Source organism: Methanomassiliicoccaceae archaeon (assembly GCA_034928305.1).
GTDB lineage: Archaea > Thermoplasmatota > Thermoplasmata > Methanomassiliicoccales > Methanomethylophilaceae > VadinCA11.
The window spans coordinates 151,861-168,122 of the sequence record JAYFOZ010000002.1 but is presented as its reverse complement, the minus strand read 5'-3'; the positions used below and the strand labels follow the sequence as shown (position 1 = coordinate 168,122).

The window sequence follows — 16,262 nt, the reverse complement described above, 5'->3', positions numbered from 1 at the left end:
GAGTCCGATTCACCATTTTCGGAAAAATCGGCGACCCCCCATACTTCGGATTAAATATCGACGCCTTGTTTGAGTGTTGGAGAGATACCAATGGTCACCAAAACTCTAGAAGACATACCAGGAGTAGGACCAGCCATTTCAGAAAAACTCCGCGAAGCAGGATATACGGATCTGATGGCCATTGCTGTTGCCCCACCGAAAGAACTCGCAGAACTCTGTGAGATCGGAGAGAAAAAGGCAGCAGACATCATCGAGGGCGCAAAGCTGTGCGCAGACATCGGTGGGTTCGAAACTGGAGACGAAATACTTGAAAGACGCAGGCTTGTAACCAAGCTCACGACAGGCTCAAAGGCCCTCGACGAGCTCATGGGAGGAGGTCTTGAAAGCCAATCCATTGTGGAGTTCTATGGCGAGTTCGGGAGCTGCAAGTCGCAGTTATGCTTCCAGCTCGCGGTCAACGCCACAATGCCCGAGGAATTGGGAGGCTTGGATTCGGATGTAATCATAATCGATTCGGAGAACACGTTCAGGCCTGAAAGAATCGTACAGATGTCTACATATCTGGGACTGGACCCTGAAGCGACGCTGAAAAGGATCCATGTGGCAAGGGCTTTCAACTCCCAGCACCAGGTTCTCCTTGTGGGAAAGGCACTTGAAATGGCGAAAGACATGAAAGTCAGATTGATGATTGTAGATTCGCTGACATCACATTTCAGGGCTGAATACATAGGAAGAGGTACGCTCGCAGAGAGACAACAGATTCTCAACCGCCATATGCACGACCTGTTGAACTTCTCGACCGTCAACAACTCTGTGATAGCCGTTACAAACCAGGTCTCTTCCAAGCCTGATGCGTTCTTCGGAGACCCTACGCGGCCTATTGGAGGAAACATCGTCGGACACACCGCAACCTTCCGCGTATATTTGCGCAAAGGCAAGGCCGGAAAGAGAATAGCCAGACTTGTCGATTCGCCTAACCTGCCTGAGGGAGAAGCGGTCTTTATGGTCACCGAAGACGGTATTAAGGACTAAAACCAATGGGGTTCCAGTGAACCCCATTTATTTTTTTGAACTCTCAGGCGAACTGGGAGAAATGCCCAGAGCAGAGGTCATGAGATGCGCCTTTGCCGAATCGGGAGAGGAGCACGAACCGTTCGCTTCGGGACCTGGCTATGTTGCGCTCGCCGTACCGCCCGAAATCATACCTTTTATGGCCGACAGGCTTGCACTGACACATGGTATAGGCCGTTATCTTGGGTCTTTCGAACCCGGCAGAATATCGGAGGTTCCACCATGCGAACTTCCCTGCGGGACCTTCGCGGTCAGAGCCAAGAGATTCAAGGGCCTGATGGAAGATATCGATTCCCAGAAGATAGTCAGGGAAGTGGGCGCATTATTCTCAAAGAGAAATACAGTCAATCTTAAAGATCCAGATATCGTAGTTAAAATGCTTATGAGCGACCGGGTGCATCTTTTTATCGAAGAGTACAGAACAGAAACGGATCTTTTCGAAAAGAGGAAGGTCGGAGAACGCCCGTTTTTCTCCCCCATATCGCTTCACCCCAAATATGCCAGGGCCCTGATCAATCTTACTGGCGTACGTCGCGGAGGCACGGTCTTGGATCCTTTCTGCGGAACGGGCGGCATAGCCATCGAGGCGGCCCATATGGGCATGAAGGCTATTGTTTCGGACTTCGACCCGCAGATGGTAGCAGGTACGGAAGAGAATATGGATTTTTACGGCCTGAAATTGCACGAAAGCGACGTTCTCGATATCGGAGATATATCAGAACGCTGGTCCAACATCGATGCCGTAGCCACCGACCCCCCCTACGGACGTTCGACCAAAACAGGCGGCGAAGATATAGAGGACATATATGCCAGGGGCCTAAAATCCATATCTGAGGTACTCCGCCCCGGAGGATGCGCAGGAGTGGTACTTCCGCATGAGATCAGTACTCCAAATCTAACTCTCCAGCATATATTCCCGCAGAGAGTGCATGGCTCACTGACGAGACATTACCATATATTCCGCGCGTGATTAACTATTTCAACGTCGAGAACATCAGTCGCGCGTGAACAGGTATCTGAGATTGTTCAGGTTCGGCAACGGCATAATGGGCATGGTCGGCGTAGTGGTCGGCGCCTTCATCGCTTCCGGCCTTGACATTACAGATTATTGGCTTGGCATTTCGATCTCATGCCTGATCGTCTTTATTTTCATGGCGGGAGGAAACGCGATAAACGACTATATCGACAGAGATATTGATGTCGCCGCCCACCCGGAACGTCCCATACCGCGTGGGGAGATAGAACCCGGGACTGCTAAAATCCTCGGCAGTGCCATGATGATCGTCGCGATAATGCTGGGAATCATCACGCTGATAGCCTCAGAGGTACTGGGTGTCCGCTCCTGGGATCTCGCATCCACAGTGATAGTTGTTCTGGCCGCCGCCCTCATGACATCGTATGAGGTGTTTCTCAAACAGCGCGGATTCGTCGGGAACGTCACCATCGCGGTACTGACCGGCATGTTGTTTTTGCTTGGCGGTGCGGTTTGCGGAGACGTCATGACAGTAGTTCCCATAGCGCTGATGGCCATGCTCGTCAACATCGGCAGGGAGATTTCCAAAGATATCGAGGACGAGGACTCCGATGAGGGGAGACGTACTCTCCCTATGATCATAGGCAACACAAAAGCAGCGGCCTTTTCTGCAACATTCTTCCTGATGGGCGTGGCACTGAGCATCTGGCCATTGCTTGCCGGCTCACTGAACGACCTCTATATGTTGGTTTTCTGCGCAGATGCAATGTTTATATATGCCGCCATTATTGTTTTCAGAAACGCACATAAGGCTCAGAGTACTGCAAAGATTGCAATGATCGTTGCGCTTTTAGCTTTCATTGTCGGTGTGATATAATGAACGTCAGACAGTATCTCTTGGACAGGATGAAAGAAGGAACCATACATATGGCATTGCTTGACCCTGACAAGCAGAGACCGGAGGACGCTGGAAGATTGGCGGCGGCCGCAAAAAGAGCAGGGAGCGACGTTATCATGATCGGAGGATCGACAGGCGTCACGTCCGACAACCTCGGTGCAACCGCTAGGGCCATCCGGGAGATGTCCGGGCTTCCCAGCATACACTTTCCAGGAGGGCCGAAAGAGCTCTCGGCCGAGGTCGACTCGATCTTCTTTATGAGCCTGGTTAACAGCACCGACCCATTATGGATATTCAAGGCTCAGGCTTACGCCGCTCCATATGTCAAAAAACTTGGAATCGAGACGCTTTCCATGGGATATATCGTGATCGAACCGGGAATGAAGGTCGGGGAGGTCGGTAAGGCCGATCCGATCAAACGCACAGATATTGACAAAGCTGTAGGTTACGCAATAGCATGCGAGTTGTACGGTATGAGCTTTGTCTACCTGGAAGCGGGTAGCGGAGCTGATAAGCCCGTACCGCCCGAGATGATCTGCGCGGTTAAGAAATCGATCTCGATACCTCTGATCGTAGGAGGGGGCATACGCACCCCTGAAGCTGCCGCTGCCGCGAGGGAGGCGGGAGCAGATGCGATCGTGACGGGGACTTTCATTGAAGAATGTTCAGACATCTGCCGTCTTAAGGACGTGGTCGATGCAGCGAGGGGTCGCCCATGACGGAAGAAAATGCACCGATTTCCCCGCGTGACCCTATGTGGCTTACTCCCGAGGAACGCGGCGCGGGCATCACGAAGGACCTGAAGGTCGCCGCCCGCAGGTTCCTATGCCCCGTATGCGGTCACGAGTTCAGCTTGTTCCAGTCTAGGGCGGTCGCTTGCATCGCGTGCCCCAAGGCGAACCAGAACTGCCCCTACGTCAGGTGTCCTTTCTGCGATAACGAGTTCCCGCTCAATGGATTTTTGGTCCCGGACAAGGAGGGTGCCGTCCACATGAACAATTACGCGGACAGCGTCTTCGACAACTGGATGGACTCCTTCGGCATCACAAGACGCTGATCATTCGACGGTCAGAAGTCCATAGCCCGTTTTCTTGTCTTTCTTCCTGACTGGTCCACTACCTGTCATTTCTGTAATGACCACTTCGGTGACCAGCCAAGCGAAGACATCCTCGCGGAAGCACCCCGTCACAGATCTGCCTTCTCTCCCGATCGACCCATGCATATGGAAGGTAGGCTTTCCCGATTCATCGGGGAAGATCGTTCCGAAACCCGTGACCTCGCTGGGGGCTTCGATTTTGAACTTCAGTGGTTCGATGTTGTTGCATATCGGAACCCTCGGCCCCACAACCAGAACAGAACCTCCGTCTACGCCTCCGACCACGGACACGGTTCCGTAAATGACACCGTGTTCTAAAGAAAATTTCTCAATCTCCTCTCGGATTATCTCTCCCGGATCGAGGCTCAATACAAACATGCGTCCGGGGCGCATCTCTGAATACTTCATAAAAGGTCAGCGGTATTTTCCGTATTTATCTAAGAGCCTGCTGATACGGTCAAACTCTTCCTTGGTGAGTTCCCCTGAATCGAGAAATGTCCTGACGAAATCCTTTGCTTCCTTGGTGGATGTTCTAGACGACTTTGCAATGACACTCGCTAAAAACGACGATGCCTTATCAGGATCCATTGCGGACGCCGTCAGAACTTCGTTCATATCGTACTTGAACGGGCTGACCTTGTGCATATTGAGCATTGACTGTCTCTTAGCCGTCACTTTGGTCTTAGGCTTGAATCGTTTACTGTTCTTTTTGACATTGCTGCTGGGACCTTTATTAGCGCTACCGGTTTTTTCGGTTCCAGGCTTTTTTACCGCATCTACCAAGAATATTACTCCGCCTGAATGACTGAGTGGTATTATTTAAAGATAGCCTACAGACCTTAAGCGGTGCGATGACCCGGTTTCTTATGGATTTGCATCAAATTTTCTGTTTTTGAAAAGGGAAGATGTTTGTCGGCCGATATCGGCCGTAACGGGTTCATTACGAAGACTCACTGTGAAGCTTTGAGCTTCGCTTTCGCCTTCTTCAGAGAGTTCGCGATCAAAATCGTGAATATGATGGCCACGATTGTCACGACTACTGCATAGACGAACAGCCCGATGAGCTCCCCGTCGCCGCCTGCAGGGAAGATTGCGGCGATACTTGTCTTGATCGCCTCGTTCCATGCAAGTGCTGCTACCAGTCCGAACGCTGCTGTGATCAGAGCGGCGAAGGTCTCGAGAACCTGAACCTTGAATTCATTTTTTGCATTCTGTTTGTCTACTGCATCTGCCATTGAGTGCCTCCTTCGGTTCAAAGAACCTGTCTATAAATTCAGTGTTAATTATAATATCCTTTTTACAAAATATATCCTTGTAAGCACGAAAAAGTTTTTATAAAATGAGAAAAAAAATAAATATCCGTCACCGCGGCGATGTTGCTTTATATTCATCAGAATCATGTCTTTGACTGTATATGACCGAAAGAATAGTAAAAAAATTAGTCAGAGGAGTACCTGCCATCGACGGAGCAGGAGTTCATCTGGTCCGGGTGCTGGGACACGACACCGTCTATGATTTCGATCCTTTCTTGATGCTGGACTCCTTCGATTCCAAAAATCCGCGCGACTACATTGCGGGTTTTCCGAGACACCCCCACCGCGGAATTGAGACCGTCACCTACCTTATCAGCGGAGAGATAGACCATGAAGACAGTCTGGGAAACAAAGGAAAGATTCTCTCTGGCCAGAGTCAATGGATGACAGCGGGAAGCGGTATAATGCATCAGGAAATGCCCCGACCTGCCGATAGAATGCTGGGTGTTCAGCTTTGGATAAATTTGCCCCGCAAGGATAAAATGACAGAGTCGAAATACTTCGAGATAACTGAAGAGATGATTGGAAAGAAGGTTGCGGGCGGTGCGACCGTGAGGGTGATCTCTGGAAAGTACAAGGATGTTACCGGAATTAGGCCTCACCACGTACAGGCAACATTCTTGGATGTGGAGCTGAACGGCGGTTCATCGATATCTTTGGACACGAAGCCGGAAGAGAATGCCTTCGTGTTCCTCATAGAGGGGGAGGCCGTCATACAAGGTGACCTCGTTCACGAGAAGACCGCGGTGCTTTTCGGTGATGGGGATTACGTTACAGTGTCCGCTCCGTACGGAAAGAATTCCCGTTTCCTGTTTCTCTCTGCCGAACCGCTCCGCGAACCCATTTCATGGGGAGGCCCCATAGTCATGAACACGGATGAGGAATTACGGAACGCCTTCGACGAGCTCAGATCTGGGACTTTCATCAAGCACATTCCGAAATAAGTGAAAATGAGTGCGGGGGATGGGATTCGAACCCATGAAACCCTAAGGTCTAGGATCTTAAGTCCTATGCCGTTGGCCAGCTTGGCTACCCCCGCTCGGACGAAATAACCGCTTAATATTGATTAATCTATCTCAAAAAATGAAAACATATTATCTTTGAAAGAAATACCCAGCGCGAATGACCTATAAGATTCCGGACGAGGACACTGTTGCAGACTCGATACTCATAGTCATGCATAAGAATCCTCAAGTAAGGTCTCAGGGGGAGCTTACCTATCTCGTAAGAAAGCAACTGTCCGCAACGGACCCGGAGTACAAGGTCAGCGGCGAGCGCATAAGAAGAATCGGTATAAACAGGAAAATAATGGGTGTAGCCATCGATTATAACACTTTGAAAGCATCGAAAATACCTGAGCACTGCCCCGTGTGCAGGAACTCCATGGTCACCATAAAAAACAGGACACTTGACGGAGATGTGATCGAGATGCGGAGGAAATGCTCGGTGTGCCCATACTCGATGGGCTCAAATCCCACTGTTCCGGGAAGATATTGTTTTACTAAGAGGAGGTGATCTTACGGACACCTCCGAACTAAGAGAAATAAAACTACGGGAAGCTTCTGAAAAACTTATCGAGGCTTCCCTGCTTATCAGAGATGCACTGCATATGTCCGGCCTGGAGAAACGCGGAGAGGGCATTGTCTCTGCCGTAGAGCATTACACGACACTCAACGGCGACCCATGCAGCATCCCCAATATCATAAGAGATCTGGATGACGCCCAGGATGACCCCTGTTGGACCCGCCCCTTGATATCTATAAAGCGGTCGGACCGGAAAGATATATGATTGTTGCAATATATGGGTTCAAGGGATCCGATGAAATTTTGGGAATTCGCAAAGGTCAAGGGTACTAAGATCAGAGTAGATCAATGGCTTTCTGACACGATGGGGCTCGTGGACGGCGGGTGCGTATACAGCACGCTTTTCAGATACCCAGCAGAGGGCCCCAAGGACTATGAGATAATTCTGTCGATGTTCCCTCAGGAGAATTACCGTACTCTCACCCACATAACCATCTATATGAAGGATGTCCCGGGGTCCAGCGCCCAGGCGTCCGGGTTCCTGGCCGAACGCGAGATCAACATTCTGAACTCCGTCTCGCTGAACGGAATTTCGGACACGGTGATAATCTGGAAGATAATGGCCGATCTCAGCTTCGCCGGGGAGGCCGATCTCCTGTTGGAAGATTTCGAACAGAGGAAGAGCAACAACGACCCATCCGTTTCGTTGATCGACCACATAGTTACCAAACCCGCCGAGATAGGCCGCCTTTTCCGCTCCGATACTGAATATCACACGAAGGAAGAGGTTCGCCGCGCAGAGCCCTGTACTTTAAGGGGAGGCGTCTTCGATACGGACCCCGGATACGGAGATATACTCAGAGATATAGACGGGCGGGACGTCATGGTGGTAGCAGACGCAGATTCCTGGATGCTTTCGGTCACATTTTTCAAGCCGGGGACCAACCTGATAAAATTAGTGTTCGAGGTACCTGACAATCCGGGGTCGATGAGACAGGCGTTCGACCTACTTGCAGGAAGGAACATCAATCTGATATCGGTGTTCAGCAAGATCAAAATATGCTACCAGAGGATGCTCCTTGAACTCGTTGCCGACATCGGCACCAGTAGAACTTCCGCAGACGAGCTACGCAATGTGCTACCTAAAGAGTTGGAAACCCTTAATGGCATATTCGTCCTTAAGGAAATCAAAGAGCTAAGCTGATATGGGATTCATGGATATTCTTGCGAAAACTGCCGGAGACATCCAAAGCCTCAAAAGAGGACGGGATGCACTGGTCGCGGAAGCGATAGATCTTGCACTTTCTATTCATGGAGAAAGGGTCCTGTGTTGCGAAGGAACCGACTACGGATTGCCGTCCGTATATGCCTGGAGGGGCCCGGGGCCCGTCAGAGCCTCTGATGTTCCCTCGATATTCATGAAAGGAAACGAGACGGGAATCGACAATATGCTGAATCTCGGAACCGACGCTTCCATGGCGTTTGACGTGCTGGCATCCATCGCCGGCATTGATATTGTCCCTGACTCTTGGCTTGATGCTTTCGGGATGGGACTGATCAAAGGAACAGTGCCGGGAATCGCATTATTCATCGGCAAGCCGAATTCCCGTTCCATTGATGAGGTCCGCGAATGCGTCAGTAAAGGTTTGATAGTTATCCTGTCGGACAAATATTACGACATGGAGTTAGAAGGGGACAATGTCCTCAGACTTAGCGGGATAGAGGCCCTGGGCGTAAATGGGTTGGTCTCCCGTGTAGCTTTAAGGTTTGGCGGTGCGGAACCGGGCAACAAGACCTCCGTGGCAAAATATCTTAAGAAAAAACCAAAGCTGATCGTGATACATACCGGCAGGCTTACTATACTCGATGTGACAATAATCTTCTCTGCCGCCGTTGCCGGCGCATTTATCGTATCCGATTCCCTAGGATTTCCGAGCATTCCTAGACTTTCCGAAAATCTTTATGAAAACATGGCCGCCGGAGCAATGGCCGGTCGCGGGATAATATTCCCAAAAAGCGGATGCATCCGCTCTGGATCCGCCTTCGAGAATGAACGCATAAGGAAGGCTGATGCCCGTCTCGAGTTCGGAGGGCCCGATGCTCCCTCCTCCTATGAGATTGCAATATCGTCCGGAGAAGCAGAGGACGGCAGAGTTAGAATCGTAGGAAAAGATATTCAGGAATTGGAACAGGGAGGTCACCACCTATCTGTCGAAGTCTTTTTTTCCGGCGATGTGGACCCTGTGATGGAACAGGCGGTCGAACGTCGCATCCATTTCGCGTTGAGTCGTACCGAGGGGGTCTGGCACAGCGGACAGAGAGATAATATGTGGATGCGCGTCGGCAATGTCGCGGTGGACAAGGGGCTTACATTCGAAGAACTGGGACATAATATCATTTGCGATATCAAGGACAACTTCGCAGCGGTGGCAGAATCGGTAGAAGTGAAATTCTCTTCCGATCCTTCGGATGTTTCATCGGGAATCTCGGAGGCGAGGAGACGTTACGAAATGCGGGACTTCAATATAGTCGGCCTCACCGACCAGAATGTAGATTCGTTCTACACATGCACTATATGCCAGAGCTACGCCCCGGGCCATATCTGCATTATCTCGCCGGAACGTCCGAGCGTATGCGGTTCAGTGACCTGGACGGATGCAAGAGTTGGAGGCGAGCTTAATCCGGGAGGCCCTCAAAGACCTTTTCCCAAGGGGGTCCTCCTTGACGCCGAAAAGGGAGAATGGAGCGGTGCAAATGAAGTTGTAAGCAAAACATCCATGGGATCGATACAAAGGGTCTGCATGCACAGTGTTGCAGACTCGCCTATGACCACATGCAGCTGCATGGAAGTTGCCGTTGTTTTATCTGCCGACCGCAGATCCATTATTTTGCTTGACCGTTCAGACTTGGGAAGGAATCCGTCCGGATATTCGTTTTCCGACGTCTCTGCGATTGTTGGAAGGGGCGGACAGCACCCTGGATTTATGGGAATCGGAAAGCATTACATCTTGTCCGGCAGTTTTCTGAGGGGGGACGGGGGACTGGAGCGCATATCGTGGATCAGCTCGCGCCTCAAGTCGGTTCTGGGGGAACCGTTGCGCAAAGCATTCAACGTTGCCGGAGGAGCGGAACTTTATTGTAAGATCGCCGATGAAAACGTCGCTGAGGATGCTGGGTCTTTGGAAAGATGGCTTTACGAAAAAGAACATCCATCAATATTCATGAGACCTCTCTGACAATAAGTGCCAGCAGTTTGTTTATTGATTTCCCGAAGGGCGTATCGTCGGGTACATCCAGCACTTCGGACTCCATCGCGGATTCTGTTATGAAGAGATCGCGGGGGAAGGCCAACGTTTCATTGAAACCCGCTTCTGCCGCCGCGTCCGACAGTCTTTCGGCAAGCCCGCCGGTAACATTGTTCACTATGAGGATCTTCCTTCCGATCTCTATGCCAACCTCTTCGGCAAGCTCGGAAAGACGTCCCGCAGTTTTGATGCCGGTGACCGTCGGATCCGAAACGAAGAGGAACACGTCCGCCTGCGGAAGGACCTTTCGGGACATGTGCTCCATTCCAGCCTCGTTGTCTACGACCGTGAAATCATAATTCGGGATCAGTTTGACGAAACATTCCTTAAGGGCGCTGTTGATAAAGCAATAGCAGCCCTCTCCTTCCGGCCTTCCCATGATCAGAAGGTCTACGGATTCTGTTTCCGTCATAGCCCTCTGAACCTGGTCGTATACATATTGCTGCTTGCTCAGCCCGGATGGCACCTTGCTTGGGTCCGCTATTATCTCATCCCTGAGCTCGCCGATTGTTCCTTTTTTTTCAATCCCGATCTTGTCGCACAGGTTGGAGTTCGGGTCGGCATCCACTGCCAGAACAGAACCTCTGACCGACAATTTTCTCACCATCTGTGATGCTATTGTGCTCTTCCCTACGCCGCCCTTCCCCGCTAACGCAATGATTGTCATTATATCACCTGAAAAATTTCTTCTTGATAGGCGGGAATATTCCATCCTTCCTGTTTGGCAGATAGTACGCGTCGCGGAATTCCGTTTCGTATATCTCGTTGTGCGTGTCCATTACCCTGATTCTCTTGCGCACTTCGTCGGCACGGTTCCTGACATCCTCCGAAAGCAGGACGTTCTTGGCATATGTCATTGATGCATTACCCAGGTAGTCGTACTTTTCGCGGTCTGCATCCGGTAACATTCCTATCGATATCGCATTATCGGCATTGATGAAATTTCCAAAGCTTCCCGATATCACTATCTTAGATACATCTTCGGGTTTTGTCCCTTCATATTCCATCAAGGCACGCACGGCTGCGAACACCGCGGCCTTCGCCTTGATCACTGATGCTATGTCGCTTTCGGTAACGTATATCTTGTCGGTTAGGGGGAAAGCTCTCCCCTTCTCCGACTGGAAAACCTTCGCTTTCTTCGTGAATTTACCATCGGCGTCCACCAGGCCGTTACGGAACATCTGTGCCAGAAGGTCTATTAGGCCCGATCCGCAGATACCGGTCGGAGGGATTCCTCCGATCACGGTGTAGTTTAGACGTTTGCGCCTGAACATTACGCTGTCTATAGCCCCGATGGACGGGGTCATTCCGAACGTGACATTACCTCCCTCGATGGCTGGCCCTGACTCCGAAGCGCATACTGCCACCCCTTCCCTGTTGCCAAGTGCCAGTTGCACGGTCGACCCCAGGTCGACAAGCAGGATCTTCATTTCTGAAATGTCCATGTTGGATCCGATTATCCCGCCGATGAGATCTCCGCCCACCTCATCCGATATGTCCTTTACCGCATAGGTCGGAGCATCTTTAGCTATACTGAGCCCCAGTTCGGTGCCTCCGAGGCAGAAGGGCCCCTCCGCCATGCTGCAAACTTCCGTGAGCGATTCCATTAGGAAGGGTTTTCCGGATATTACCGCGGCCTTGATATCCTCTGGGTCGTCAACGAATATGTACATGAGATCGTTGATACGGTCTATCGCCGCTTTTCTGAGAACTTCATCTCCCATTTTTTCTGCATACGCTCTGCGCGACCCGAGATCGTCCCCGGCGAACGACTGCGGGTTGTCCCCGACGGTCGAATATAGCTCGTTGCCCTTCTTTAAATCGAGGATACTGACCGCTATCGCTGCCGTTCCGAGATCGACCGCGAGACCCAGCTGTGTCTTTCCGCGCGCCTTTACCACCGGCAGGAGCTTTCCTTCGTATGCCTTCCTGCGGTCCTCCCCGGCGACTATCCGACCGTCCTCATCGAGCGGAAGGAATACATCGATATCGTTCGTAACGTATTTCTGGCATGCGAGCACGCGCTCCATACCGTTGGGGTCCGGGGATTTCTTGTCCATCGGCGTTTCCGTTACGTATACAACGCAACGTCCGCAACGTCCCTTGCCGCCACAGGGCAATTTGATATCTATGTCTGCCAGTTTTGCGGCATCGACTATCTTCTGTGTTCCGTCCACCACAACCTCTTTGCCAATCGGATAGAAACGGACGATTCTCGGAGCCATGCCGGAATATTGTAATTCTTTTATTAATCACTGCACTTCACACCGTAACCGATAATAGAGCACGTGGCCATACCCTTTTCATGAAGATAGGGGGATTCATAAAAACCACGCTTTCTGACTGGGACGGAAAGGTCTCCTGCCTTGTCTTCCTTGCCGGTTGCAATTTTTCCTGCCCTTACTGCCACAATCCCGAGATTGCAAAAGGGACATGCGAGCACGTGGATGTGGATGAGGTCATTAGATATATCGCCGAAAACAGCGATTTCCTCGAGGGAGTGGTCATTTCCGGAGGGGAGCCTACCTTGAACGGGGACCTTTACCAATTTCTGAAAGAAATCAAGAAAATGGGCCTCGGGATCAAAATCGATACGAACGGCAGCTCTCCGGAAGTGCTGGACGATATAATCGGTGCCAAGCTCGTCGACTATGTTGCCATGGACATAAAAGCCCCGCTCGCAATTGATAAGTACAGGCAGGCGACGGGCGGATACGGCGATGTCGACGCTATAAAGAGGAGCATCTGCCTGATAATGGACTCCGGAGTTGGATATGAGTTCAGGACCACCGTATACCCCGGAGTCCTGTCCCATGAAGATGTCGTGGACATAGCCAGGTCTGTGAAGGGTGCGGAACGATTCTGCATCCAGCAGTTCCGTCCCAAAATCACATTGGACCCCGAAGCGGGCAAGGTAAAACCCTATTCCGTAAAAGAGCTCAGGGCTATGCACGACGCGGCCAAGCCTTACGTGAAGAGGGTCTCCGTAAGAGGGCTTTGATCACGCCAGGAATTTCCCTATCGCTGCGTCCAAGGCCGGAAGCATCTCTTCGGTGCCTTTGTTCACGTTGATGTGCGGAGCATCGGCGAATTCCTCGAATTTTGCCAGTGCGTTGACGTCCTTTGAGAATATCGATGCAGACTGCCCGCATTCTGTGTTCATTAGCTCTTCCATCGCTTCGTCGAAGTTGGATACGGATACTATTGTCAATATGGGCAGCCCCGTGTCGAAGCTCCCGAGCTCACAGTCGTCGGTCAGCCCGACGACGATTGCGGGAGTCACGTAGCTTCCGTTTTCAAGGCCCGGGCCTTTTACCCTTCTGCCTCCGAATATAACATTGTCTCCAGCTTCCACTATGTAATTCTCGAATCTATCGAGATCTTCCTCGCTCATCAGCGGACCGGCCGTGATGCCGGGTTCCGCCGGGTCCCCGACCTTGATGGACTTGGCGGCCTCCTTTATCGCCGAGATGAATTTATCCCTCTCATCGTTCGTTACGATGACCTTGGAGCATGAATGGATCCTTTGGCCCGAGCTCCTGAAAGCCGATTCGATGATGTTCGAAGCGACGTTCCTGAGGTCTCCCGGCCTGTAGACCATGATCGGGTTCATTCCCTTGATCTCGTTTATGAACTTCAGCCCATCGTCGACGGGCAGGAAGATCAGCTCCTCCATCCTGTCCCCGCTTCCCGATGCCGCGAGCCCCCTGACGGTCATATCGTCTACCAGCTCCCTGTCCGATTCCGGACCGCGGGCTACCGTGATATTGAATACGCCGACAGGCAGACCGGCCGCCGTGAGGATGCTGTTGAACATGAACATCGGCATGGGGCAGTCCTTGGACGGAACGCTCACTACCGTATTCCCTGCTATCATCGCGCATGACGCGAATCCGGCAGGCGATGCCAGGGGCGAGTTGTGCTCCGATACCACTCCCCATACTCCGATGGAAGAACCCTTATGGCCGTCGGCATCGCATGCCTGCTCTATGACTTCAGCAAGCCTGTCGGCCTCCGCTAGACAGTCCTTTACAACCATCCCTGTACTGATCATGACACATGCCGCTAGCCTGTATCTCTGAGCCTTGACCCTGTTCAGGACGTCGCGGAATATCTCCGCCCTTTCGGAACGTGTTTTGGACGACCAGCCCTCTGATGAACCGGAGGCTGCGCTGACTGCCGCCGCCACCGTCCCCTTTTCAGGCATTTGGAAATTACCGAATATTATCGACCTGTCGATGGGGCTTGTGAGCTCGTAATCGTTACCGGATGCGATCATCATGCCGCCGATAAAACTGGGATAGCCCTTCTTTTCGGTCCCTAGGAGGCCGTCCAATGCTCTCTGAAACAATTCATTCTCGTTGGCGACCTGTACGTTCTTCTTGGAATCCGGCATGTTCATGATAATAAGATGCTCTATGTTAATCTTTATTATACGTTTCCGCGAGCGTTAAATATAGTAACGATATTAGTCGAAAGGCTGGACTCGTAGTCTAGGGGTTATGACGTTGCCTTCACACGGCAAAGGTCGCCGGTTCAAATCCGGCCGGGTCCACCATTTTTACTATTTTATTTTTCAACCGGCCTTCGCTTCGTGAAAAAACAGAGAGTGATTTTGCCGGAGGGTCGGAAGGAGGAGGACCGAACGCATATAGCAGCTCTCCGGCGATGTCCAATCAATATGGACATATCATCCATCCATAGTGATACGAGTATTTATTTTATTGCATATTGAGCCTTGATAAAAAGTGGGCCCGGCCGGGATTGAACCGGCGATCTTCGCCTTGTAAGGGCGACGTCATAACCACTAGACCACGAGCCCGCGCGACAATGAACATTGCAATAGTATTAAAATAGCACGGAAAGAGAGTCAGCTTTATTAGTAGAAAGAGGTATTGCCGTTCCGCGCGACCGTAGTCCAGTGGTTAGGACGGATGCTTCCCAAGCCTCTGACCCGGGTTCGAATCCCGGCGGTCGCACTTATTTTCCTAAATCCAGGAACTTTTAAAATCAACATATTTTATGACGATCCCCTATTGTTCTGGAGTGAGTATTGTTCAAACGCAACATCACAGAGACAAATATGCAACAGATTACCTTTTTTGCAAAGGTGTTTAACCTGATGATTCGTGGTGTGGAGATGATTTGGCAAGATATGAAGCACCAGAAATATTAATTGATGGGGATGATGAACCACAACCACTTGCTGTAGTTTTCGCGGTGTTTGTTATTTGGGGAGCTCTTCTCATTGATTGTGCCACAGTATTCAACAATGCAGTAGCAACCACATCTGTAGCATGCTATCTCGCAGCAGTGGAAGGCGAAGAAATAAATTGTGGCATTCTATGAGATAAATAAGGTGAGCAAGTGTTATATGTTTTATTTCTTACCGTCTCTGTACTGATTGCTTTGCTCGGCATGCAGTTTTGGAGAGGTAAGTGGCTAGAATATATTACGCTTATAGATCTTAATCGATATGACCGGAAGATCTTATCAAAAATATCTGCGATAGTATGTTTTACTATCGCCCTTGCCTTCTCCCTGTTTGCCGCGGGTGTTCTTCTAGAAATGGTTGATGAATTTGCAATCATTATAATAGCAGTATGCATAGTCACAATTTTTGTTGGATATTATCTTATATTCGCGAAAGCAAAAAAGAACTCCCCTCAATAAACATTGTTAAGCCGTTCCATTTTATGGAACTTTTATTATTTTCTTCATTGAAAAATGTAGTTCTATATCTTAAGTAAATTTTATTCGATCTTACTAATGCTATAAAACTGAAATATGAACTCCATTAAATCAGATTCTATAGAAAATCATAAAAATATCAAGAGAAGCAGGAATCTTACCAAATCCTCGAAAGAAATACTCATGAAAGTGGTAGATATCGGTATTCTTGACACAGACACTATCTCTGATTTTGTACTCGATTACTGCTTGTATCATGAGTTGCGTTACCAGAAGATTGAATTCAATCCTACAGCGAATAGGCATGAAAAGGATTTTGCTGCACTTGGGAAGAAATATCCTCAGAAAAATGAAGCAGAGGATTGACTGAAAAACTTTGTGTGTATTTGTG

The 16,262-nt window shown here is 50.3% G+C and carries 19 protein-coding genes and 4 tRNA genes; 15 read left to right on the top strand and 8 right to left on the bottom strand.

The genetic code is table 11. The annotated features are described in order from the left end of the window. The first annotated feature begins 90 nt into the window (after window positions 1–90). From radA to VB016_02585, 5 genes are all read left to right on the top strand, one after another. The gene (gene radA / locus VB016_02605) at window positions 91–1,032 is read left to right on the top strand and encodes a DNA repair and recombination protein RadA (protein ID MEA4977429.1); all 942 of its coding nucleotides are present in this window, start codon (window positions 91–93) and stop codon (window positions 1,030–1,032) included. Between the two features lie 61 nt (window positions 1,033–1,093). Then, a complete protein-coding gene (locus tag VB016_02600; GenBank protein MEA4977428.1) occupies window positions 1,094–2,041 on the top strand; it encodes a THUMP domain-containing protein in 948 nt (315 codons plus the stop codon). Between the two features lie 34 nt (window positions 2,042–2,075). Continuing rightward, on the top strand, window positions 2,076–2,921 hold the full coding sequence (locus tag VB016_02595; protein ID MEA4977427.1) for a UbiA family prenyltransferase: 846 nt from the start codon (window positions 2,076–2,078) through the stop codon (window positions 2,919–2,921). Then, window positions 2,921–3,661 (top strand): geranylgeranylglyceryl/heptaprenylglyceryl phosphate synthase, encoded by a 741-nt coding sequence (locus tag VB016_02590; protein MEA4977426.1) that lies wholly within the window; start codon window positions 2,921–2,923, stop codon window positions 3,659–3,661. The genes VB016_02595 and VB016_02590 overlap by 1 nt, the downstream gene beginning before the upstream one ends. After that, the gene (locus VB016_02585) at window positions 3,658–3,999 is read left to right on the top strand and encodes a hypothetical protein (protein MEA4977425.1); all 342 of its coding nucleotides are present in this window, start codon (window positions 3,658–3,660) and stop codon (window positions 3,997–3,999) included. The genes VB016_02590 and VB016_02585 overlap by 4 nt, the downstream gene beginning before the upstream one ends. Here VB016_02585 and VB016_02580 read toward each other — a convergent pair whose 3' ends face one another. From VB016_02580 to VB016_02570, 3 genes are all read right to left on the bottom strand, one after another. Further along, window positions 4,000–4,446, bottom strand: a complete 447-nt coding sequence (locus VB016_02580) for a PPC domain-containing DNA-binding protein (GenBank protein MEA4977424.1) — start codon at window positions 4,444–4,446, stop codon at window positions 4,000–4,002. Window positions 4,447–4,452: 6 nt separating this feature from the next. Further along, the gene (locus VB016_02575) at window positions 4,453–4,821 is read right to left on the bottom strand and encodes a hypothetical protein (GenBank protein MEA4977423.1); all 369 of its coding nucleotides are present in this window, start codon (window positions 4,819–4,821) and stop codon (window positions 4,453–4,455) included. Window positions 4,822–4,988: 167 nt separating this feature from the next. After that, entirely contained in the window at window positions 4,989–5,273 is a 285-nt protein-coding gene (locus VB016_02570) for a DUF5654 family protein (protein MEA4977422.1), read from the bottom strand. Between the two features lie 179 nt (window positions 5,274–5,452). Between VB016_02570 and VB016_02565 the strand changes: the two genes are divergently transcribed. Beyond that, entirely contained in the window at window positions 5,453–6,295 is an 843-nt protein-coding gene (locus VB016_02565) for a pirin family protein (GenBank protein MEA4977421.1), read from the top strand. Window positions 6,296–6,306: 11 nt separating this feature from the next. Here VB016_02565 and VB016_02560 read toward each other — a convergent pair. Next, window positions 6,307–6,390: transfer RNA gene (locus VB016_02560), tRNA-Leu, on the bottom strand. Between the two features lie 83 nt (window positions 6,391–6,473). Between VB016_02560 and VB016_02555 the strand changes: the two genes are divergently transcribed. The 4 genes from VB016_02555 to VB016_02540 all read left to right on the top strand — a co-directional run bounded on the left by VB016_02555 (window position 6,474) and on the right by VB016_02540 (window position 10,111). Beyond that, a complete protein-coding gene (locus VB016_02555) occupies window positions 6,474–6,866 on the top strand; it encodes a hypothetical protein (GenBank protein ID MEA4977420.1) in 393 nt (130 codons plus the stop codon). 94 nt (window positions 6,867–6,960) lie between these two features. After that, the gene (locus VB016_02550) at window positions 6,961–7,140 is read left to right on the top strand and encodes a hypothetical protein (protein MEA4977419.1); all 180 of its coding nucleotides are present in this window, start codon (window positions 6,961–6,963) and stop codon (window positions 7,138–7,140) included. A 30-nt stretch (window positions 7,141–7,170) separates the two neighbouring features. Beyond that, entirely contained in the window at window positions 7,171–8,079 is a 909-nt protein-coding gene (locus tag VB016_02545; protein MEA4977418.1) for an ACT domain protein, read from the top strand. A gap of 1 nt (window position 8,080) precedes the next feature. Continuing rightward, entirely contained in the window at window positions 8,081–10,111 is a 2,031-nt protein-coding gene (locus tag VB016_02540; protein MEA4977417.1) for a hypothetical protein, read from the top strand. Here VB016_02540 and VB016_02535 read toward each other — a convergent pair. Next, window positions 10,095–10,847 carry an AAA family ATPase gene (locus VB016_02535; protein ID MEA4977416.1) on the bottom strand — a complete coding sequence of 251 codons (753 nt, stop codon included), beginning with the start codon at window positions 10,845–10,847 and terminating at the stop codon, window positions 10,095–10,097. The genes VB016_02540 and VB016_02535 overlap by 17 nt on opposite strands. A 4-nt stretch (window positions 10,848–10,851) precedes the next feature. After that, window positions 10,852–12,405, bottom strand: coding sequence for an ASKHA domain-containing protein (locus tag VB016_02530; GenBank protein MEA4977415.1), 1,554 nt, complete (start codon window positions 12,403–12,405; stop codon window positions 10,852–10,854). A gap of 80 nt (window positions 12,406–12,485) precedes the next feature. Here VB016_02530 and VB016_02525 point away from each other — a divergent pair, with 80 nt between their 5' ends. Further along, the gene (locus VB016_02525; protein MEA4977414.1) at window positions 12,486–13,181 is read left to right on the top strand and encodes an anaerobic ribonucleoside-triphosphate reductase activating protein; all 696 of its coding nucleotides are present in this window, start codon (window positions 12,486–12,488) and stop codon (window positions 13,179–13,181) included. Here the strand turns inward: VB016_02525 and VB016_02520 are convergent, their stop codons facing one another. Next, complete coding sequence (locus VB016_02520) at window positions 13,182–14,576, bottom strand: aldehyde dehydrogenase family protein (GenBank protein ID MEA4977413.1); 1,395 nt, start codon at window positions 14,574–14,576, stop codon at window positions 13,182–13,184. An 86-nt stretch (window positions 14,577–14,662) separates the two neighbouring features. Between VB016_02520 and VB016_02515 the strand changes: the two genes are divergently transcribed. Continuing rightward, window positions 14,663–14,738: transfer RNA gene (locus tag VB016_02515), tRNA-Val, on the top strand. A gap of 191 nt (window positions 14,739–14,929) precedes the next feature. Here the strand turns inward: VB016_02515 and VB016_02510 are convergent. Continuing rightward, window positions 14,930–15,002 (bottom strand) — tRNA-Val (locus VB016_02510). Window positions 15,003–15,087: 85 nt separating this feature from the next. On the opposite strand from VB016_02510, the gene VB016_02505 reads away from it, so the two are divergent. From VB016_02505 to VB016_02495, 3 genes are all read left to right on the top strand, one after another. Beyond that, window positions 15,088–15,159, top strand: a tRNA-Gly gene (locus VB016_02505). Between the two features lie 166 nt (window positions 15,160–15,325). Beyond that, window positions 15,326–15,529, top strand: a complete 204-nt coding sequence (locus VB016_02500; protein MEA4977412.1) for a hypothetical protein — start codon at window positions 15,326–15,328, stop codon at window positions 15,527–15,529. A 438-nt stretch (window positions 15,530–15,967) separates the two neighbouring features. Continuing rightward, entirely contained in the window at window positions 15,968–16,237 is a 270-nt protein-coding gene (locus VB016_02495; GenBank protein MEA4977411.1) for a hypothetical protein, read from the top strand. The last annotated feature ends 25 nt before the right edge of the window (window positions 16,238–16,262 follow it).

Coding starts and splice junctions, on each gene's coding strand:
- radA (MEA4977429.1), top strand. CDS start 91: ATGGTCACCAAAACTCTAGAAGACATACCAGGAGTAGGACCAGCCATT.
- VB016_02600 (MEA4977428.1), top strand. CDS start 1,094: ATGCCCAGAGCAGAGGTCATGAGATGCGCCTTTGCCGAATCGGGAGAG.
- VB016_02590 (MEA4977426.1), top strand. CDS start 2,921: ATGAACGTCAGACAGTATCTCTTGGACAGGATGAAAGAAGGAACCATA.
- VB016_02585 (MEA4977425.1), top strand. CDS start 3,658: ATGACGGAAGAAAATGCACCGATTTCCCCGCGTGACCCTATGTGGCTT.
- VB016_02580 (MEA4977424.1), bottom strand. CDS start 4,446: ATGAAGTATTCAGAGATGCGCCCCGGACGCATGTTTGTATTGAGCCTC.
- VB016_02570 (MEA4977422.1), bottom strand. CDS start 5,273: ATGGCAGATGCAGTAGACAAACAGAATGCAAAAAATGAATTCAAGGTT.
- VB016_02565 (MEA4977421.1), top strand. CDS start 5,453: ATGACCGAAAGAATAGTAAAAAAATTAGTCAGAGGAGTACCTGCCATC.
- VB016_02555 (MEA4977420.1), top strand. CDS start 6,474: ATGACCTATAAGATTCCGGACGAGGACACTGTTGCAGACTCGATACTC.
- VB016_02550 (MEA4977419.1), top strand. CDS start 6,961: ATGTCCGGCCTGGAGAAACGCGGAGAGGGCATTGTCTCTGCCGTAGAG.
- VB016_02545 (MEA4977418.1), top strand. CDS start 7,171: ATGAAATTTTGGGAATTCGCAAAGGTCAAGGGTACTAAGATCAGAGTA.
- VB016_02540 (MEA4977417.1), top strand. CDS start 8,081: ATGGGATTCATGGATATTCTTGCGAAAACTGCCGGAGACATCCAAAGC.
- VB016_02535 (MEA4977416.1), bottom strand. CDS start 10,847: ATGACAATCATTGCGTTAGCGGGGAAGGGCGGCGTAGGGAAGAGCACA.
- VB016_02530 (MEA4977415.1), bottom strand. CDS start 12,405: ATGGCTCCGAGAATCGTCCGTTTCTATCCGATTGGCAAAGAGGTTGTG.
- VB016_02525 (MEA4977414.1), top strand. CDS start 12,486: ATGAAGATAGGGGGATTCATAAAAACCACGCTTTCTGACTGGGACGGA.
- VB016_02520 (MEA4977413.1), bottom strand. CDS start 14,576: ATGCCGGATTCCAAGAAGAACGTACAGGTCGCCAACGAGAATGAATTG.
- VB016_02495 (MEA4977411.1), top strand. CDS start 15,968: ATGAACTCCATTAAATCAGATTCTATAGAAAATCATAAAAATATCAAG.